Annotated in this window: 18 protein-coding genes and 1 tRNA gene; 8 read left to right on the top strand and 11 right to left on the bottom strand. The window is 69.5% G+C overall.

From position 1 onward, the window contains the following. Nucleotides 1-327: 327 nt before the first annotated feature. A tRNA-Leu gene (locus EXE52_RS12835) sits at nucleotides 328-412 on the bottom strand. 184 nt (nucleotides 413-596) lie between these two features. Between EXE52_RS12835 and EXE52_RS12830 the strand changes: the two genes are divergently transcribed. Then, on the top strand, nucleotides 597-1,157 hold the full coding sequence (locus EXE52_RS12830) for a DUF420 domain-containing protein (protein ID WP_089307553.1): 561 nt from the start codon (nucleotides 597-599) through the stop codon (nucleotides 1,155-1,157). Between the two features lie 20 nt (nucleotides 1,158-1,177). Here EXE52_RS12830 and EXE52_RS12825 read toward each other — a convergent pair whose 3' ends face one another. The 6 genes from EXE52_RS12825 to EXE52_RS12800 all read right to left on the bottom strand — a co-directional run bounded on the left by EXE52_RS12825 (nucleotide 1,178) and on the right by EXE52_RS12800 (nucleotide 9,581). Then, on the bottom strand, nucleotides 1,178-1,882 hold the full coding sequence (locus EXE52_RS12825; RefSeq protein ID WP_089307552.1) for a halocyanin domain-containing protein: 705 nt from the start codon (nucleotides 1,880-1,882) through the stop codon (nucleotides 1,178-1,180). 99 nt (nucleotides 1,883-1,981) lie between these two features. After that, entirely contained in the window at nucleotides 1,982-3,481 is a 1,500-nt protein-coding gene (gene purF / locus EXE52_RS12820) for an amidophosphoribosyltransferase (protein ID WP_049929348.1), read from the bottom strand. Nucleotides 3,482-3,596: 115 nt separating this feature from the next. Continuing rightward, complete coding sequence (locus tag EXE52_RS12815; RefSeq protein WP_089307551.1) at nucleotides 3,597-3,989, bottom strand: DUF5820 family protein; 393 nt, start codon at nucleotides 3,987-3,989, stop codon at nucleotides 3,597-3,599. A 75-nt stretch (nucleotides 3,990-4,064) separates the two neighbouring features. Continuing rightward, entirely contained in the window at nucleotides 4,065-6,251 is a 2,187-nt protein-coding gene (rqcH, locus tag EXE52_RS12810) for a ribosome rescue protein RqcH (RefSeq protein WP_089307550.1), read from the bottom strand. Nucleotides 6,252-6,325: 74 nt separating this feature from the next. After that, a complete protein-coding gene (locus EXE52_RS12805; protein WP_089307549.1) occupies nucleotides 6,326-7,654 on the bottom strand; it encodes a S8 family serine peptidase in 1,329 nt (442 codons plus the stop codon). A 196-nt stretch (nucleotides 7,655-7,850) separates the two neighbouring features. After that, the gene (locus tag EXE52_RS12800) at nucleotides 7,851-9,581 is read right to left on the bottom strand and encodes a tRNA uridine(34) 5-carboxymethylaminomethyl modification radical SAM/GNAT enzyme Elp3 (protein ID WP_089307548.1); all 1,731 of its coding nucleotides are present in this window, start codon (nucleotides 9,579-9,581) and stop codon (nucleotides 7,851-7,853) included. Between the two features lie 126 nt (nucleotides 9,582-9,707). On the opposite strand from EXE52_RS12800, the gene thiC reads away from it, so the two are divergent. The 4 genes from thiC (at nucleotide 9,708) to EXE52_RS12780 (ending at nucleotide 13,654) form a co-directional block, all read left to right on the top strand. Continuing rightward, on the top strand, nucleotides 9,708-11,144 hold the full coding sequence (gene thiC, locus EXE52_RS12795; RefSeq protein ID WP_089307547.1) for a phosphomethylpyrimidine synthase ThiC: 1,437 nt from the start codon (nucleotides 9,708-9,710) through the stop codon (nucleotides 11,142-11,144). A gap of 105 nt (nucleotides 11,145-11,249) precedes the next feature. Continuing rightward, nucleotides 11,250-12,764: a DUF790 family protein gene (locus tag EXE52_RS12790; RefSeq protein WP_089307546.1), complete on the top strand. Its 1,515-nt coding sequence runs from the start codon at nucleotides 11,250-11,252 to the stop codon at nucleotides 12,762-12,764. A gap of 84 nt (nucleotides 12,765-12,848) precedes the next feature. Further along, entirely contained in the window at nucleotides 12,849-13,382 is a 534-nt protein-coding gene (locus EXE52_RS12785; RefSeq protein ID WP_049929340.1) for a DoxX family protein, read from the top strand. A 14-nt stretch (nucleotides 13,383-13,396) separates the two neighbouring features. Beyond that, the gene (locus EXE52_RS12780; protein WP_233125157.1) at nucleotides 13,397-13,654 is read left to right on the top strand and encodes a hypothetical protein; all 258 of its coding nucleotides are present in this window, start codon (nucleotides 13,397-13,399) and stop codon (nucleotides 13,652-13,654) included. A 77-nt stretch (nucleotides 13,655-13,731) separates the two neighbouring features. Here EXE52_RS12780 and EXE52_RS12775 read toward each other — a convergent pair whose 3' ends face one another. Both EXE52_RS12775 and EXE52_RS12770 read right to left on the bottom strand, forming a co-directional pair. Continuing rightward, nucleotides 13,732-14,283 carry a hypothetical protein gene (locus EXE52_RS12775; RefSeq protein WP_049929338.1) on the bottom strand — a complete coding sequence of 184 codons (552 nt, stop codon included), beginning with the start codon at nucleotides 14,281-14,283 and terminating at the stop codon, nucleotides 13,732-13,734. Beyond that, the gene (locus tag EXE52_RS12770) at nucleotides 14,280-15,242 is read right to left on the bottom strand and encodes an RsmB/NOP family class I SAM-dependent RNA methyltransferase (RefSeq protein WP_049929337.1); all 963 of its coding nucleotides are present in this window, start codon (nucleotides 15,240-15,242) and stop codon (nucleotides 14,280-14,282) included. The genes EXE52_RS12775 and EXE52_RS12770 overlap by 4 nt, the downstream gene beginning before the upstream one ends. 97 nt (nucleotides 15,243-15,339) lie before the next feature. Between EXE52_RS12770 and EXE52_RS12765 the strand changes: the two genes are divergently transcribed. After that, entirely contained in the window at nucleotides 15,340-16,080 is a 741-nt protein-coding gene (locus tag EXE52_RS12765) for a proteasome assembly chaperone family protein (protein ID WP_086219131.1), read from the top strand. Nucleotides 16,081-16,086: 6 nt separating this feature from the next. Here EXE52_RS12765 and EXE52_RS12760 read toward each other — a convergent pair whose 3' ends face one another. Next, nucleotides 16,087-17,457 (bottom strand): isochorismate synthase MenF, encoded by a 1,371-nt coding sequence (locus EXE52_RS12760; RefSeq protein ID WP_049929335.1) that lies wholly within the window; start codon nucleotides 17,455-17,457, stop codon nucleotides 16,087-16,089. Nucleotides 17,458-17,563: 106 nt separating this feature from the next. Next, nucleotides 17,564-18,178, bottom strand: coding sequence for a sulfite oxidase-like oxidoreductase (locus EXE52_RS12755; protein WP_049929334.1), 615 nt, complete (start codon nucleotides 18,176-18,178; stop codon nucleotides 17,564-17,566). Nucleotides 18,179-18,432: 254 nt separating this feature from the next. Here EXE52_RS12755 and EXE52_RS12750 point away from each other — a divergent pair, with 254 nt between their 5' ends. Together EXE52_RS12750 and EXE52_RS12745 are read left to right on the top strand one after the other, a co-directional pair. Next, a complete protein-coding gene (locus tag EXE52_RS12750) occupies nucleotides 18,433-18,648 on the top strand; it encodes a cell surface protein (protein ID WP_049929331.1) in 216 nt (71 codons plus the stop codon). 94 nt (nucleotides 18,649-18,742) lie between these two features. Further along, nucleotides 18,743-19,021, top strand: coding sequence for a UPF0058 family protein (locus EXE52_RS12745; protein ID WP_008442749.1), 279 nt, complete (start codon nucleotides 18,743-18,745; stop codon nucleotides 19,019-19,021). Nucleotides 19,022-19,039 lie beyond the last annotated feature (18 nt).

Genomic DNA, 19,039 nt, shown 5'->3' with positions numbered 1-19,039 from the left:
GAGGCGTGAGGCGCGGTGCTGTGCTGGGCGGGACTCAAAAGGGCAGTCGCGAGGGCGGCGCAGGCGACGTAAACACCGTAGTGAGTGAGCGCAGCGAGCGAACGAGGAGCGCAGCGAGCGTGCGCCGCCCTCGCGACTGGGGCTTTGGAGGTGGTCGCCGCCGGTCCACGAGTAACGATTTATAACCGAGCGGCCGGGGCTGTGGGGCAGTTCGCGACCGCAGCATTCGGATCGTAGTCGTCACTTCTCACGTAGCATCGAAAGGAATTGTGCGTGGGTGCTGTCGTAGAGACAACACCGGCATCGGTGGGGGTGTGCCCCGAGCGATGCGTGGGACCGGATTTGAACCGGCGGACCTCTACAGGACAGCGCCCTCAACGCTGCGCCGTTGGCCTGGCTTGGCTACCCACGCTCGCGGTGTTCTGTCGCGTCTCCACGTACCCTGTCCCCAATTAAAAGCCCTTCCATTCGAGGGAGCCGTGCCGGGGTTTCGCAGACCGGCGGGCGGCGCGCCGCCGTCCCGATCCGGCGACCGCGACCGGAACGCGTCGACCGCAACCGGCACGCGTTTGGGGGTCGCGTCCCTCCGTCCTGGCATGTCCGACTGGGCCCGCGAGAACGTCTCCGTGTTGACCGCCGTCGCCTCCGGCGTCGCGCTCGCGCTCGTCTTCGGCGCGGTGGGCGGCGTGATCCCGAGTTCGCTGCTCCCGCGCGCGAGCGACGCCGTCCTCGCCGCGATCCCGCACTTCAACGCCGCCGTCTCCGCGACGGCGATCGCAACGATCCTGCTCGGCTGGCGGGCGATCTCCCGCGGGAACGTGACGCGTCATCGGAACTTCATGGTGACCTCGTTCGCGCTGTTCGCCGCGTTCCTCGGGGCGTACCTCTACCGACTGATCCACGTCGGCAGCACCGAGTTCCCCGGGCCGGAGCTCGTCTACTCGTACGTGTACCTCCCCTTCCTCGCGATCCACATCCTGCTCGCGATCGTCTGCGTCCCCTTCGTCTTCCACGCGCTGTTCCTCGCGGCGACGCGCCCGTACGCGGACCTCTATCAGACGCGGCACTCGCAGGTCGGGTTCGTCGGCGCCGTCCTCTGGCTGATCTCCTTCACGATGGGGATCGGCGTGTACCTGCTGCTGTACCACATCTACTGAGGAAAGACGCGAGAAGAGGACTACGCGTTCCGCTCTGCCTTCTTGTGTGCCGCGTAGAACAGCGGGACGAGCAGCGCGCCGGCGAAGCCGAACCCGAGCGCCAGCGTTCCGATGTCGCTCGCGGAGAGACCGCCGTCGGACCCGCCCGAGTCGCCGCTCCCGGAGCCACCGTCGCCGCCGTCGCCACCAGAGCCACCGCCGCTGCCGGAGCCGCCCTCGGCCTGCGGGTCGACGGGGTCGTCGTCGACGGACCCGACCGCCACGACGCCCTTCATTCCGACCGCCCGGTGGGGTTCACAGAGGTAATTGAACGTGTCGCCGTCGCTCGCGTCCTCGAAGGTGTACTCGAAGGTCGTGCCCTCCTCCGAGACGGGCGAGCCGCTGTCGAACGTGCCATCGTCCGCGACGACGTTGTGACCGCCGCCCTGTCCGGTCCACTCCCAGACGACGGTCGCGCCCGGGTCGATGAGGATGGCGGCGGGGCCGAAGCGGAGCCCGTTCTCGCCCGCGCCGACCGAGACGGTGACCTCGTCCTGCCCGCGGTAGTCGTGAGTACCGTCGTAGTTGCTGACGCCCTCGAGCCACCCGTCGTACTGGGCGGCGGCGGTCCCGCTTCCGGCCGCGACCCCCGCCGCGACCGCCGCTCCGGCGGCCCCGGCGCGGAAGAATCCGCGGCGGCTCATCGACGCGGCGTCGCCCTCGGCGGCGTCGGTGTTCCCTGTCATGCTCGCACCTCTGACCGTGATCGTATTTAAGCCCCCGATACGTTCCGAGCGGGCGGCCCGGCGGCGAACGTGTGCGGGGCCGGCGCCGAGTCGGAAGGGTCAGTCGTCCGCCGGCGTCGGGTCCGATACCGGCGCGTCGACATCACGGTCGGTCGCCTCGCCCTCGACATCGAAGGGGTACTCGCCGGTGACACAGCCGAGACAGAGGTCCGCGCGGCTCTCGCCGAGCGCCTCCGCGACCGCGTCGATGGAGAGGTACGAGAGCGAGTCGGCGCCCACCTCCTCGCGGATCTCCTCGGTCGAGGCGTCGGCGGCGATGAGTTCGTCGCGCGTGGCCATGTCGATGCCGAAGTAGCAGGGGGCGAGGATCGGCGGCGCGCCGATCCGGAGGTGGACCTCCTCGGCGCCGGCCTCGCGGACCAGCTCGACGAGCTGCGTCGATGTCGTCCCGCGGACGATGGAGTCGTCGATGATGGTGACCGACTTCCCCTCCACAGTCGACCGAATCGGGTTCAGCTTCAGCCGGACGGCGCGCTCGCGCTCGTCCTGCGTCGGCATGATGAACGTCCGGCCCACGTACCGGTTCTTCATCAGCCCCTCGGCGAACTCCACGCCGCCGTCGTCCGCCGGCCGCGGTTCGCCGGCGGCCGTGGTCTCGCCCGCCGCGTCCGCGTAGCCGGAGGCGAAGGCGCGCCCGGAGTCGGGGACGGGCATCACCACGTCGGACTCGACGCCGGACTCCTCCCAGAGCTTCCGGCCGAGCTTCCGGCGCACCTCGTACACGAGGCTCTCGTCGATGACGGAGTCGGGGCGCGCGAAGTAGACGTGTTCGAAGAAACAGTGGGCGGTCGCGTCGCGCTCGACCAACTGATACGTGTCGTAGCCGGTGCCGTCGGGGTCGAGGACGACGAGCTCGCCGGGTCGGACGTCGCGGATCAGCTCCCCGTCGAGCGTGTCGATGGCGGCCGACTCGCTGGCGAGGACGTAGCCGCCGTCGATCTTCCCGAGACACAGCGGGCGGTTGCCAAGCGGGTCGCGGACGCCCAGCACGGTGTCGTCGTGGGTGATCGCCAGCGAGTAGGAGCCGTGGATGCGGTTCATCGTGTGTTTGACCGCCCGCACGAGGTCCTCTTCGAGGAGGTTCCGCGCGAGGTCGTGGGCGATCACCTCGGTGTCGCCGTCGGAGGTGAACGCGTGGCCCGCGGCCGCGAGCTCCTCGCGCACTTCGTCGGCGTTGACGAGGTTCCCGTTGTGGGAGAGCCCGAGCGAGCCGGACTTGAACGACACCGAGAAGGGCTGCGCACAGCTCTTGTCAAGGCTCCCGGCGGTCGGGTAGCGGACGTGGCCGATGCCCGTGCCGCCCGACAGCGACGCGAGGTCCCCCTCCTCGAAGGCGTCGCCGACGAGGCCGCGCTCGACGTGGCTGTGCTGCTGGAACCCGTCGTGCGTGACGATGCCGGCCGACTCCTGGCCGCGGTGTTGGAGCGCGTACAGCGCGTAGTACAGCGGTCGCGCGGCCTCCCGGTCCTCGAGCGAGACGCCGACGACGCCGCACTTCTCTCGCGGTTCGTCGCCGCCGTAGTCCCCACCGGCGTTCATGTACGCGAGGGTGAGGCGGGCGGCGATAAAAATCCTCGTGTTCGTGGCGTATCGCTCCGCTAATCGTGCGATGATATACGCGATCGTGGATAAAGCTCGGCTCGCCGGCGCGTCGTTACGCCTCCTCTTCAGCACCGACGAACTCGTCGAGGCGCGCGAAGTACGCCTCGCGGGGCACCTGATACGCGTCCCGGTAATCAATCTCGCCCGCGACGAACCGTTCCGCGACATCGACCGCGCCGGCCGCACCCGCCTCGCGGCTCTCGTGCGTCTCCGCGACCGCCTCGATTTCGGGCTCCAAGAAGAGGACGACGTGCCACTCGTCAGTCGCGTACTGGCCCGAGCCGGGCCGCGCGTTGCGGGAGCCGTTCGTCAGGTAGATCGTCGGGAGACACTCGTCCGGGAGGTCGCCGCTCCCGAAGACGTCGGGGCGGTAGACGAGGATCGCCCGGCCGCTGGGCTCCTCGTTCCACACCCGCCACCCCTCCGGCAGCGATTCGAAGGTCATAGCCTCGCCTCGGTCGCGGAGGCTTGAAAACGTCGCGCTCGGGGAGAAGAATCGTTCCGCGGTCGACGGGGGGCCTCAGTCGACGATGTCCGACCCGCCTGGCGGGAGGAACTCCTGTAGCTGGTCCGCGCTCGCGACCTTCCGCACGAACGACTGGTCCGCGAACCGCTCTTTCAGATTCCGGTACGCCATCATCGCGGCGTCGTTCTGCGCGTACATCCCCGGTTCGAAGGTGAGGTGCGCGGCCGCGCGGTCGACGACGGCCGACGGCGGGCCGCCGATGGCGCGGGTGACCGGCTCGCACTGGACGCCGACGGCGATCCGGCAGGGGACGTCCTCAAAGTACGTCCGGTCGCCGCGGATCACGAAGCTCCCCTTCTCGATGTACTCGCCGCTCTCGGGGGTCTTCGACACCTGGTCGGGGTCGACCATGTACGCGTCGCCCGCGCCGCGGCCATCCTTCCAGTCAGACGAGTAGGAGACGGCGAACTGCGCGGCCTCCCGCAGGGTCTCCTCCGAGAAGTCGACCGGATCGGCCGACTCCGACGGGCCCGAGGCCTTGAGGATCGTCACCGGCCCCCCGTGCGCCTGCGTGTGGAAGAACCGATCGTGTTTACCCATGTACTTCTTCACCAACTCCTCGTTCTGGTCGGCGTTGCGCCCGCCGATGACGAGGTAGCCGGTCGAGGTGCGGAACCAGCGGAACCGCTCGAACCAGTCGTCCGGGCTGCGGATCGGGATCGAAGAGCGGGAGAGCCAGTCGGTCTCGTACGCCTCGTCGTCGTCCTCGTCGTCGCCCTCTTCCTCGCCGCCGTCGTCGGCCGCCTGCTGTTCCTCCCACTCCGCCTTCCGTTCCTTGACCGCCTCCAGCTCCTCGCGGGTGGACTCGATCGCCGCCATCGCCCCCTCCTTCTTCTCCTCGACGCGTTTCGCCTCCCGGTAGAGGCGGTCGGCGTTGACCTCGACGCCCTCGCTCGCGTCGACCTCGACGCGGACGGGGTCGCCGTCATCGTCCTCGAGTTCCACCGTTACCGTCCCCTCGCCGCCGTCGACGTCGACGACGGCCTCCGCGGCCGGAATCCCCCGCTCCGCGCCGGCGTCGAGCGTCTCCGCGATCTCGTCCCACGGCACCTCGTTCTCGCGGGCCTCCCGCACCGTCGAGATCACCTCGTCGACGAGGTCGTAGTTCGCGTACAGCAGCTCCGCGCGCTCGCGCTCCGCCTGCGCCTGTTCCTCGAACCCCTCGATCGCGCCGCGCTGCTGTTCGATGATCCGCTCCTGTTTGGCGATCTCCTCCTCGAAGTCCGGGCGGGAGGCGCTCGCGTCGGCGGGGGCCTCGCCGTCGCCGGTCTCCTCGCTCCCCAGCCGGTGGAAGTACTCGTCGACGGCGGCGTTGAAGGAGTCGAACCCCACGCTCGGCAGGTCCTCGTGCTCCGCGAGCGGGAAGGGGGTCACGTCGACCACGCGGGGGTCGGCGTCACCGGCGCCGCCGTCGCTCCCGTCGCCGTCGATCGATTCCTCGTACACTCGGGGGTCGATGTCGCCCGAGCGGAGCCGTTCGTCGATCCGGGAGAGGGCGTCGTGGAGCGCCCCGAGTTGGTCGTCCGTCGCCTCCTCGATGGGCGTCTCCTTCGGCACGCCGGCGCGGGTGCACACCTCCTCGGCGTAGAGGCCGCCGAGGTTCAACTGCGTGGCGAGGGTGCGCACCACGTCGCTGTCCGACTCGCGCATGTGCCGGTCGAACCCGCCGCGGCTCACGTCAAGGGGGTTGAGCCGCGAGGCAGGGTACTCGTACTGCGAGCCGGGCGCCACCGTCCGGGACTTCAGCCGGACCGTCGACAGCGCCCCGATCACCTCGCCCGTCTCGTCGAGCGCGGCGACGTTGCCCTGCCCGAACAGCTCGGCGACGAGCGTCGTGTTCTGGTCCTCGCGCTCAAACTCGAAGGTGAGGATGCGGTCGAACTCGTACTGCTCGACGCCCGCGAAGTCCGCGCCGGACAGCCGGTTCCGGAGCATCTTCGCGAAGTTCGGCGGGCGGCCCGGCGCGTCCGCGACGTGGTCTGGGTCGGCGGCGTGCGCGCGTTTGATCTCTCCGACCTCGATCATGAGCTCAACGCGGCCGCGGTCGAAGTCGCGCAGCTTCAGCCGGAGCAGGTCGTCGTCGTAGAGGTACGCCTTGTCGACCTTCGCGCCCTCGTACCGATTCAGCTCGGTGACGAGGGCCGCGAGGTCGATGCTCGACAGCTCCCGCTTCTGGTCCATACCTGATAGAGACCGCCGGGGCGGAAAAAGGCGTGTCGTTGTGGGATTCAGCGCGACGGTCGGCTCCCCACGCGTCAGTTACCGTTGCCTTTCCCCTTGCCGCTGGCGAGGCGCTCGACGGTGTTGAGCGCGTTGATGATCCCGGCACCGAACTCCGAGTCGCTCTTGCCGTTCGCCCCCTCGGCGCCCTTCTGGATCGCCTGCTCGATCCGGCTCGCATTCGCGTTCGGTTCGAGTTCGCGGACGAGTGCAGCGAGGCCGGCGACCTGCGGGGCTGCCATGGAAGTGCCGGCCTTGTACCCGTACGCTCCCTGTTCGACGGGGATTGTCGACAGCACGAGGTTCGTCGGGAATGGCCACTCGACGGCGTCGGGGTCTTCGACCAGCGTCTTCTCCAGCGTTTCGTACCCACCGCCCGGCGCGGCGATGTCGATGTCGCTCGTGCCGAAGTTCGAGTAGAAGGAGAGCGTGTCCGCGGGCGAGGTCGCACTGACGGTGAACGCCGCCGGGACGCTGTTCGGCAGGGTGAAGCCGCTCCCCTGAAGGCTCCCCGAGTCGTTGCCGGCGCTCCCCGTGATCACGGTCCCACGCCGGACCGCGCTCTGGAACACGGTCTGGACCTCCGCCTTGAGCTTGTTTAGCTCCGATCCCGGCTGCTGAACGCCCGGGATTCCGAGGCTGAAGTTCGCCGCGTCGGCGCCGATCTCTGCCGCGTAGTCGATGCCAGCGAGGATGTCACCGAACGTCGCGCCGCCCTCTGCGGGGAACACGCGAACCGGGATCAGCTCCGTGTCCGGGGCGGTACCGACGACGCCGGATTCGCCCGTGGCGCCGACGGTTCCGGCGACGTGCGTGCCGTGAGATCCAGAGTCGTCGGGCCCGATCTCCGGTACGTCGTCGTCGGCGACGAAGGCTTGGCCGAGCTCCTCGTTGACGTTTCCGAGGTCCGGGTGGTTCAGGTCAATCCCGGTGTCGACGATCGCGACGCGCGTTCCCTCCCCGGTCGCGTACTCGTGGGCCTCGAAGACGTCGGTGATCTCCTTGTCCCACTGGAGGTCGGACAGCGCGGCGCCCTCGCTCGGCGGGGTCTCGTCGGCCGCCTCGGTGTTGACTTCCGGCTCGTCGAGTTCGAGCTTCAGGTCCGGATTCGCCGCTTTGACGCCCTTGACCGACTCGATGTCGGCGGCTGCGTCGCTCGGACCGACCGCGACCAGCACGTCACCGTCGGCGAGCTCGTGACGGACCTCGAACCCCGCGTCCGTGACGGCGTCGGCGACGCCGTTCCCGTTCGCACCGACGATATACTGCGTCTGTCCGTCCGCGGCCGACGCAGTTCCTGTGATCGTCGCCGTCGCGGCGAGCCCGGCAACCCCCTTCACGAAAGTTCGTCGTTCGAAATTCATGTGAGTAGTCCTCGTGTGACGAGGTACCGATATTGTATCCTGATAGAGTATAAATGTTCATCAATGAATGACTCTGTACTAATCTAAATCCAAGTAAACAGAAAGGCGGTGGTCGCCAGAAACGTCAGTCGACGACGGTACGCGACGGGGGAGCGACTCCCGACGGAAGCGGGCGTGGGTTCGGTCGGCCGAGGGCCTACAGCCGCTTCGACACGTACGGCCCGTCCTGCCGGTAGCCGAGCTTGTTGCGGTAGTACTCGCGGGCGCCGATGCCGGAGATGACCGCGACCTTGTCGTAGCCCGCGTCGCGAGAGAGCTCCTCGGCGCGTTCGAGCAGCTTCGTCCCGTACCCCTTATGCTGCCAGTCGCCGTCGCCGCCGATGCCGACCTCGGTGCCGTACACGTGGAGCTCGCGGATCAGCGCGGCGTCTTCGAGCTCCGGCCGGATCGGGTCGCTCTCGGTTCCCGGCGCGCCCGGCTGGTCGGGGGCGAACGAGGGGAACCGAAGCCGACAGAAGCCGACGAGCAGGTCGCGCACGGGGTCCTCGAAGGCGATGAAGTGTTCCGTGCCGCCGCCGGCCTCGTAGGTGGTGACCGAGAGTTCCACGTCGTCCGGGTCAGGGTCGGCGTCGTTGTGGCCGACTTCGCGGGCGCGGATGTCGCGCTGGACGATCCCCTTCTCCTCGGCGCGCTGGGCGGCGAGCTGTCGGAGGTTCGACTTCTGGACGCCCGCGTCGATGAAGTCGGCCGGGATGTCGCGCTGGACGCGCTGGAGCCGCGTGTACTTCGGGATCAGGTCCATCACGTCGGCGACGAGGTCGGCCGCCTCCTCGCTCGTGAGCGGGTCAAAGTCGTCGCGCCGCCACCGGTCGTACACCCGCGTCCCCTCGACGACGAGCGTGGGGTAGATCTTCAGGTAGTCGGGGCGCCAGTCGGGGTTCTCGAACAGCTGCCGGAAGTCCTCCAGACACATCTCGCGGGTCATCCCGGGCTGGCCCGGCATCATGTGGAAGCCGACTTTGAACGCGGCGTCGCGCAGGCGGCGATTGGCGTTCCGGCTCGCCTCGTTGCCGTGGCCGCGGTGCATCTCGCGGTTGATCCGCTCGTAGGTGGTCTGGACGCCGACCTCGACCTTCGTGCCGCCGAGGTCGAGCATCCGGTCGATCTGCTCCGGGTCGCACCAGTCGGGCTTCGTCTCGAAGGTGGTGCCGATGTTGCGGATCGGATTCGTCTCGTTCTCGGCGATCACGTCTTCGAGGTACTCGAACTCGGTCTCCTCGGGCGCGGGCGCGAACGACTCGCCCTCCGCGGGCTCCGGCTCCTTGTCGAGGTCGTAGTCGTTCATCGCCTGGAGCGCGCGCTTGACGAACCACTCCTGGTAGTCGTGCGAGCGCGCGGTCATCGTCCCGCCCATGAGGATGAGCTCCACCTTGTCGACAGGGTGGCCGATCTTGCGGAGCTGTTCGAGCCGGAGCGTGACCTGCCCGTACGGGTCGTAGTCGTTCTGCTCGCCGCGGGCCGCCGCGGGCTCGTGGCCCGTGTACGACTGCGCGGAGGAGAACTCTGAGGCCGGGCCGCCCGGGCAGTAGAGGCACTTCCCGTGCGGGCACAGTTCGGGGGAAGTCATGATCGCCACGGGGGAGACCCCGGACGCGGTCCGGACGGGCTTGCGCTGGACCACCTCGATCACGTCGTCGCGGTGCTCCGTCGGTGCGTGGTCGAGGATCTCGGTGTTCTTCGGCACCTTGGGGGAGCCGAACTCCGAGCAGGCGTCGAGCTTGGCGCGTTCGAGGTCGTCGCGCTCGATCTCGCCGTCGAGGATCCTGTCGACGAGGTGTTCGCAGGTGCGGACGAACGCCTCGGAGTCGGTGGGGTCCCCGGAAGCGGCGTCGTCGGACTCGGCGTCGCCCGCCGCGTCGGTACTCATTACTCTCCGATCCGCGAGTTTCGGGGTTAAGCGTGTCGCACCCGGGCGCCGACTCGGTGCGCCGAGCCGTTTACCACAGAATATATTAGTTAGTGGTATTACCGAGTGATTATGCCAGCGACACAGATGGAGCGGGCGCGACGCGGCGAGGTCACCTCCGCGATCGAACGCGCGGCGGCGCGCGAGAACCGCGATCCGGAGTTCGTTCGCGAGGCGGTCGCCGAGGGGCGCGCGGTGATTCCGAACAACCACGCGCACGGCGCGCTCGACCCGATGGTCATCGGCCGGGCGTTCGCCACGAAGGTCAACGCGAACATCGGGAACAGCGAGACGACGAGCGGCCGGGAGGAGGAGCTCGAAAAGCTCCACGCGGCGGTCCACTACGGCGCCGACACGGTGATGGACCTCTCGACGGGCAACGAGCTGGACGCGACCCGCGAGGCCAACGTCGCGCACTCGCCGGTGCCGGTCGGGACGGTCCCGATCTACGAGGCGGTCAAGCGGGCCGAGTCCGCCGAGGCGATCACCCGCGAGCTCCTGCTCGACGTCATCGAGAAACAGGCGCGGCAGGGCGTCGACTACATGACGGTCCACGCGGGGATACTGATGGAACACCTCCCGCTGACCGACGGCCGGAAGACGGGGATCGTCTCGCGAGGGGGGTCGATCCTCGCGCAGTGGATGGAGGAGAACGGGTCGCAGAACCCGCTGTACGCGAATTTCGAGGCGATATGTGAGATATTCGCCGAACACGACGTGACGGTCTCGCTCGGGGACGGCCTCCGGCCGGGCTGTGTGGCCGACGCGAGCGACGAGGCGCAGTTCGCCGAGCTCGACACCCTCGGAGACCTCACGCGGACCGCGTGGGACCACGGCGTCCAGGTAATGGTGGAGGGCCCCGGCCACGTCCCGCTGGACGATATCGCGGAGAACGTCGAGCGGCAGCAGGCGGTGTGCGACGGAGCGCCGTTCTACGTCCTCGGCCCGCTGGTGACGGACGTGGCGCCGGGGTACGACCACATCACGAGCGCGATCGGCGCGACCGAGGCCGCGCGGGCCGGCGCGGCCATGCTGTGCTATGTGACGCCGAAGGAGCACCTCGGACTGCCGGAGCCCGAGGACGTGCGGGACGGTCTCGCCGCGTATCGGATCGCGGCGCACGCGGCCGACGTGGCGAACGACCTCCCCGGCGCGCGCGACTGGGACGACGCGCTCTCTGAGGCGCGGTACGAGTTCGACTGGCGGCGCCAGTTCGACCTCGCGCTCGACCCCGAGCGCGCGCGGTCGTACCACGACCAGACGCTTCCGGGAGACAACTACAAGGAGGCCCGCTTCTGCTCGATGTGCGGCGCGGAGTTCTGCTCGATGCGGATCGATCAGGACGCCCGAGACGCGGACGGCGAGATGGCGTCGATAGCGGGATCAGAGGGGACGGACCTCGACGCGTCGCCGGCCGCGAGCGTGAACCTCCCGCCGGTCGGGACCCACGACACGAGCCGCGTGCCGGAGCGGATCGAGGTCGAGGGAGTGACGTTCACCCCGGAGACCACGGACGACGACTGATGCGGGCGGAGGGGCCGATGCGGGCGAGCCGCGGCCACAAGCGCGCGTCGGCGCGGGAGCGTCGAACCCGGCCGGTTTTAGGCCGCCACGCCCGTAGCCGCCGCCGTGCTACGGAAGGACCTCCTGCGCGTCTCCCGGGCGGGCGGCGGCTACCGCCCGCAGTTCACCGGGCGGGAACATCGGCCGCTCGCGGCGCGCGTCCTCGGGGCGTTCGAGTCGCACGTCGGCGAGCGCCGCGGCGACCTCGACGACGCGCTGGCGGACTTGGAGGCCGACGCGGCCGCGCGGAACGGCGACTTCAAGCTCGTCCGCGGGCTGGCGGCGCTCGTCGAGCGCGAGTGCGAGTTCGAGACGCGCGCGGCCGTCCCGCCGCGTCGCGTCCGGCGGGCCGCGTTCGAGGCCGCGGAGGCGGTCGGCGTCGCGAGCGAGGCGGAGCGAGAGACCGCGGTCGACCGCGCGGCCGACGCGCTTGGGATCGACTCGAGGGACGTGTCGGCGTCGCTGTACGCCGACCGCGACGTGAATCGGGTACTCGTCGACGCCGACGTGCGCTGGGACCCCGACACGCTGCTGGAGCAGTACGACCTCTCTCTGGCCCAGACTACGCTGTTCGACGCCACCGAGGTCAGAGTGCGGTCGAACGACCCGAAGCGGCTCGTCTCGGCGGTGAAGCGCCTGCGGCTGATGTACGAACTGGAGCAGACTCCCGAGGGCCGGGAGCTCGTCGTCACCGGGCCTGACGCGCTGTTCTCGCGCACCCGACGGTACGGGACCGCCTTCGCGAGACTGCTCCGGACCGCCGCGGAGTCCGCCGAGTGGTCGCTGGAGGCGACGATCGACGACCGCGGCCGCGAGCGAACGATGCGGCTCTCGGACGGCGACGTGACCGTGCCCGACGTGGAGCCGGTGGCGGAGCCCGACTTCGACAGCGGGGTCGAAGCGGACTTCGCCGGTCGGTTCCGCGGGCTCGACCTCGACTGGACCCTCGTCCGCGAGCCGGAACCCCTCGAAACCGGCGCGAGCGTCATGATCCCGGACTTCGCGTTCGACTACGATCACGCCGACTTCCGGCTGTTCTTCGAGGTGATGGGCTTCTGGACCCCAGAGTACGTCGAGAAGAAGCTCGGCCAACTCGCTGACGTGGAGGACGTGGACCTGCTCGTCGCGGTCGACGAGAGCCTTGGCGTCGGCGAGGAGGTAGCCGCACGCGACCACCGCGTCGTCACCTACTCGGGCGCGGTCCGCGTGAAGGACGTGGTCGACGTGCTCCGCGAGTACGAGGCCGAGTTCGTCGCGGACGCCGCCGCCGCCCTCCCGGACGCCTTCGAACCGGCGGACGACGTGCTCCCCCTGCGGGACCTCGCCGACCGACACGGCGTGAGCGAGGCGGCGGTGGAGGGCGGGCCGTTCCCCGCCCACGAGCTCGTCGGCCGCACGCTGGTCAGACCGGCGGTGTTGGAGCGAATCGACGACGATATCGACGACGGGGCGGCGCTGTCCACGGTGGAGGCGACGCTGGACGAGTACGGCGTCGACGACGCGAGCGCAACCCTCTCGACGCTCGGCTACCGAGTTGAGTGGGAGGGGCTCGGCGGCGGAACGGTGAGACGGAAGGAGTAGTCCGCGGTTCGCGAATTACTCGTCGGTGACATTGGAGATAGGTTTATATATCCTAACCGAACATTTTCGCAACCGAGGTTACGCATGGTCACGAACATCCAAACGCAGCTGCTGGGCAGAGACGTATCGTTCCCGGTCGAGGAGTCGCGCTTCGCCTACTGGCTCGTCGTCTTGCGTCTGATCGTCGGGTGGTGGTTCCTCCACGCGGGACTCGACAAGTTCCTCGCGTGGCCGTTCGACGCGAGCTGGTTCGTCGGCGGCGCGGCGGCGCAGACGAGCCTCGGCCCGGTGGTCACGCTGTTCTCCGACGGGATCCTGTTGTCGTTCACGAACATCATGGTCCCCTTGGGACAGACGCTGATCGGGTTGGGGCTGATCGTCGGCGCGCTGACGCGGCTGGCGGCGTTCTTCGGCGCGTTCCTGATGACGTTCTTCTACTTCATCAACGGCGAGACCGGCGGCTGGGCCCACGGCGTGATCACCGGCGACCTGCTCGGGCTGCTGATCTTCGCGATGATCGCCACGCTCGGGGCCGGGCGCGTGCTCGGCGTCGACGCCTACCTCGCGAAGACGTCGTTCGTCAGGGACCACCCGCGGCTGCGGTACTTAATCGGCTAACGAGGTGACGACGCATGAGCCAACTCACTACCATGGAACGAGTCGGACTGTACGGCGGCGGCGCGCTCATCCTGATCGGCACGGTCGGGATGGGGCTGCTCGAGATAATCGCGGGGGCGCCGCACCCGGTGTCGGGAGAGGGACAGGTCGTCCACGAGACGCTGATAAGCCTCAGCGTCCGGTCGTACACCATCCTGCTGGGGCTGCTGCTACTGGCGGCGTACGGAATCACCAACCTCGCCACCAAACCGCCGGAGGACACGTCGATCTGACCCGCACGACCCGCTGGAGCGCCGTCGAACCGCGGCGCTCCGACGACTAACTTTTTACCGAACGCCGGGAGGGCCGCTCACTCCACGACCGGCAGGTCCGCCCGGCTCCCCTTCGGGACCACGGAGCGCAGCTCGTCGTAGAGGTACAGCCCAACCCCGATCGGGACCGACTCGCCCGCGACCTCGTGGGTCGCGATCAGGTAGCCCCAGTCGCCGTCCCACTCGGGGAGGTCTTGGTCGTCACCCGCCGCGAACCGGGACGCCTGCGCCGGGTCCAGTTCGATCGCGTTCTTGGTCGCGAGGCGACCGAACCGCGAGACCGCCCGGCCGGTCGGCTTCCAGTGGTCCTGTCGCGTGCGCAGGAAGGTCATCCCGATCGCCTCGACCTCGCTGGGGTCGGTCGCCTCGCCGTTGAAGATCCAGATCTTCCCCGCGCCCTTCTCCCAGAAGGAGTACTCCGCGAACACCTCGGGGTCGATCCCGAACCGCTCCTCCCACCAGTCGAGGACCTCCGCGCGGCTCGCACGGCCCTCGACCTCGCGGTCCGCAGGGGTCGCGGGGAGCCGGTCGAACCGCTGGCCGTCGTTGGTGGGGGCGTCGCCCGCCTCTCCGCCGGTCTCGTCGCTCACGCGTCCACCACCCCGTCGGCGGCGGCCGCGCTATCGGTCTCATCGCCCGCCGCGCCGCCGACTCGAAGCTTCGCGCAGAAGAAGCCGCCCGTGTCGTTGCGGTGGGGGTAGATCCGCTGCGCGCGCGTCACCGACTCGTCGTACGTCTCCCCCTCCCACTCGGTCACGCCGGGGTCGGCGTCGAGCGGCAGGTCGAACTCGACCAGTTCGCAGTCCTCGTTCGCGAGGACGTGGTCGAGGACGGCCTCGTTCTCCTCGGGCGCGAACGTACACGTGGAGTAGACGACGACGCCGCCGGGGCGGGTCGCCTGGACGGCCCTCGCCAGGACGCCCTTCTGGATGCCGGCGACCGCGTGGACGTGGTCGAGCGTCCACTGGTCGAGGACGTCCGGGTTCTTCCGGCACGTACCCTCACAGGAGCAGGGCGCGTCGACCAACGCGCGGTCGAACTCGTCGAACGCCAGCGGCTTCGTCGAGAAGTTGCGGGCGTCCTGGTTCGTGACGATCGCGTTCGTGATCCCGAGGCGCTCGGCGTTGTGCCGGAGCGCGGAGAGGCGCCCGAGGTTGTTGTCGTTGGCGACGACGGTCCCCTCGTCGTCCATCGCGTCGGCGATCTGGGTGGTCTTGCTGCCGGGCGCCGCGCAGGCGTCCCAGACGCGCTCGCCGGGTCGCGGGTCGAGGGCGAGCGTCGGCAGCACGGACACCTCCTCCTGCCCGTGAGTCCAGCCGTGGACGTACGGCCAGTTGCCGCCGGGGTTGCCGTCTGGGAGCCGGAAGAGGCCGTCGTGCCAGTCGACGGGCTCGTAAGCGACGCCCGACTCGTCGAACGCCTCGCGGACGCGGGCCGGCGTCGCCGCGATCCCGTTCGTGCGCACGACCGAGGGGAGGGGCCGGTCGCACGCCGCCCGGAACGCGTCGACGTCGTCGACGAGCGACTCGTATCGGTCGAGCGGATTCATGGCCCCCCTTTCGCGTCGGGCCGTTAGACCGTTTCGGGACGCGCGAGGTGCCTCCCGCCGCCGCACCTTTAGGTCGACCCCGGGCGTACGGCCGCACATGGCACGTATCTCCGTCCTCGACGACGGCGTCTCGCTGGACGAGCCGACGCTGATAGAGGGGTTCCCCGGCGTCGGGCTCGTCGGGAAAATCGCGACGGACCACCTGATCGACGCCCACGGGATGACCCACTACGCGAACGTCCACTGCGACGGGCTCCCGCCGGTGACCGTCTACCGCGAGTCCGAGACGGCCGCGACGACCCCGGTCCGGCTGTACGCCGACTCCGAGCTGGATCTCGTCGCGCTGCGCAGCGACGTCCCCGTGAACCCGGGGGCGGCGACGGAGGTCGCGGCCTGCCTCGGCTCGTGGTTCGACGAGATCGACCTGTTCCCGGTGTTCCTCTCCGGCCTCGGCCGCGAGAAGGACGAGGAGCCCCCGGAGCTGTACGGGATCGCGACCGGGAACGGCGCCGAGGCGCTGGACCGCGCCGAGGTGTCGGAGCCGTCGGAGTCCGGGCTCGTCTCCGGGCCAACGGGCGCGATGCTGGCGGCCGCGCTGGAGGACGACCGCGACGCGGTCGGGCTCGTCGTCGAGTCCGACCCGCAGTTCCCCGACCCCGAGGCGGCGCGGGCGCTCATCGTCGACGGCATCGACCCGATCGCGGGGATCGAGACGCCGACCGACGGGCTCGTGGAGCAGGCGACGGAGATCCGGAACGCGAAGCGCCAGCTCGCAGAGCAGATGCGACAGGCGACCGAGGAAAGCACGCAGGCCGAGCCGCTGAAGATGTTCCAGTAGGCGGGGTCAATCCGCTGCGTCGCCCTCCAGCTCGTCGAGGATCGGCCGGTACTTCAGCTGGACCTCGTCCCACTCGCGGTCGGGGTCGGAGTCGGAGACGACGCCGACGCCGGCGAACAGCGTGGCTCGACGGCGGGTTCCGACCGCGGACCGGATCGCGACCGCGAACGCGCCGTTGCCGGCGGCGTCGATCCAGCCCACCGGCGCGGCGTACCAGCCGCGGTCGAACGGCTCCGTCTCGCGGATCGTCGCCAGCGCGCGGTCCGGCGGGAGCCCGCCGACCGCCGGGGTGGGGTGGAGCGCCTCGACGAGTTCGAGGACGTGTCGGTCCGCGTCGAGCTCGGCGGTGATCGGCGTGTGGAGGTGTTGGACGGTCGCGAGTCGTCGAACCCGACGCTCGCCCGCGGAGACCGACGCGGCGAACGGCTCAAGCTGGTCGCGGACCGTCTCCGCGACCAGCTCGTGCTCGTGGACGTTCTTCTCGTCGTCGAGGAGCTCGCGCGCGAGCCACTCGTCCTCGCTCGGCGTCTCGCCGCGGCCGGTCGTCCCGGCGAGCGCGTCGGTCTCGACGGTCCGCCCCCGCAGCGAGACGAGTCGCTCCGGCGTGGCGCCGAAGAAGGCGCTCTCCCCCGCGGCGGGCTCGAACCAGTAGCGGTGGCAGTCGGGGTACTTCTCGGCGAGGCGTTCGAGGGTGGCCGCCCGCGGGAAGTCGGCCGCGAGGTCGGCCTCCAGCGCCTGCGCCAACACCACCTTCTGAAGGTCGCCGTCGGCGATCCTGTCGACCGCGGCGCCGACGCTCTCGCGCCACGCGTCGCGGCTCGTCGTCCGGCGGCTCTCGCGGATCCCCGGGCGAGGGGGCCGGGAGCCGGCGGCCGCGGTCGGCGACCCGGCGTCGACGGCGTCGAGGGCGGCGAACCGGTCGACCTCGCGGGCGAGCCGGTCCTCGACGGCGTCGACGCCGGCGTCCGGCCCGACCGCGTTGACCGTGAGCCACGCGCCGTTGTCGGCGTAGGTCAGCTGGACCCGCGGCAGGACGAACCGGGCCTCCGGAAACGGCGCCCACGGCTCGCCGTCGCAGGCGCCCTCGTGGAAGGCGAACCCGCCGAACACGCGGGGGCGGGCCGCCTCGGTGCCGGCGTGGACGTCGCCGGACTCGAACAGCTCCGTCGCCGACTCGCGGATCGCCGCGAACCGGTCGCCCCCGGACGCGGTCAGCGTCGCGGCCTCGCCGCCGCCGATCACCAGCGCGTCGTCCGGCGCGCTCCACGTCGTGCGCGGGGTGGGAAGCGCCTCGAACGCCGCCGCGAACGCCGGCTCGACGACCTCGGTGGTCCGGCTGACCAGCGGCGACGACGACCGCGAACGCGCCTGTTCCATGCGTATCGAGTCGGGGACGTGGACCCTTTATCCTGACTATCGGGGCGGAGGACCGGGGGAACTCGGGCGACGACGCGGACGGGCCGAGCGCGACCCCGGGGGGCGCTCAGCTGTAGCGCTCCTCGTTCCAAGGGTTCGCCGTGTCGCTGTACCCCCGCTTCTCCCAGTAGCCGAGTTCGGGCTCGGTGAGGAACTCGACGCCCGAGACCCACTTCGCGCCCTTGTACGCGTACTTGTGCGGCGTGACGACGCGGATGGGGCCGCCGTGGTCGGCCGGGAGGTCGTCGCCGTCGTAGCCGTAGGTGAGCTGGACGCCCGGCTTCGTACACTCGTCGAGCGGGAGGTCGGTCGTGTACCCGTCGAGCGCGTGGAACATGACGTGTTCGGCGTCGTCGCGGACGCCGGCGCGCTCGGCGAGGTCGGCGAAGGAGACGCCCGTGAACTCGCAGTCGAACTTACTCCAGCCGGTCACGCAGTGGAAGTCTTGTCGCTGGGTGACCGACGGGAGGTCGCGGAACTCGTCGAGCGAGAGGGAGAGCGGCTCCTCGACTGCGCCCCACACCTCGAACTCGAACGTCTCCGGGTCCCACGAGGGCGTCCCGCTCTTCGAGAGGACCGGGAAGCCGTCCGTCTCGCGCTGGCCCGGAGGGAGTCTGTCGTCGCCGTACTCGCGGTAGAGGTCGGTGAGGTCCTCGGCCGCGTCGACGCCGGAATCGGTCATGAACCGCCGTTCGGCCCGGACCGACGTATGAATGTCGCTCTCAGAGGACGCGCTGGGGACCCGCGAGTGTCGCCCTCGAACGGCACGGACGCCCGGCGGCGAGACGCCGGTACCGCTCGGCGGGGGATTCGCACAAACCTAACCGACCTTCAGAAGATAAAAAATGAACTTTCGAGTCTCTGCTTTGAGTTTTCATATCTCCGGATCTGCGACGCCAATTTTATATACGCCATGCCACAAGACCCGGACAGCAAATGCCACAAGTGAAGATAACCGTGCCGGAGCATCTGGAGATGCAGATTGCCCAGATGGTCGAGGAAGGAGAGTTCCTCAACCGCGAGGAGGCGGTCGAGGAGCTGTTGTCGACCGGCATCAAGGCGTACAAGACGAGCGGCCCGCGAGACGACGACGACTCCAACGGGTTCGAGGACGAGGGGATGATGGGCCACGAAGACGAGTACGTCTTCTGACCGCGCGGCTCCCTCGGTCGAGGTCTCCGCGGCGCAGAACCGTGCGTACCCCCCTCAACAACGCTTAAAGGGCCTACGACCCGTATCCGTGGGTATGCACAAGGACGAGCTGCTTGAGCTTCACGAACAGATGGTGACGATCATGGAGCACTTCCGCGCGCAGGAGACGGTCGACGGGTCGCTGTTCGACCCCTACGACGAGCTCGAAGTCGACCCCTCCCACGTCCACAAATCGAAGAGCGAACACAAACACGCCGTGTTCGTCCTCGGTAACGCCTTAGCGAACGCGATGAGCGAAGACGAGTTCTCGCCCGCCGGCCGCGTCGGCAAGCGGATGGAGGAGCTGGCCGACGACGCCGAGAACAAGATCTGACCCGTCGGACGCTTTCGC

It is taken from the genome of Halorubrum sp. CGM4_25_10-8A (assembly GCF_005435025.1).
In the GTDB taxonomy this organism is placed as follows: domain Archaea; phylum Halobacteriota; class Halobacteria; order Halobacteriales; family Haloferacaceae; genus Halorubrum; species Halorubrum ezzemoulense.
The sequence above is the reverse complement of the archived record's forward strand: the minus strand, read 5'-3'. Positions and strand labels throughout refer to the sequence as shown.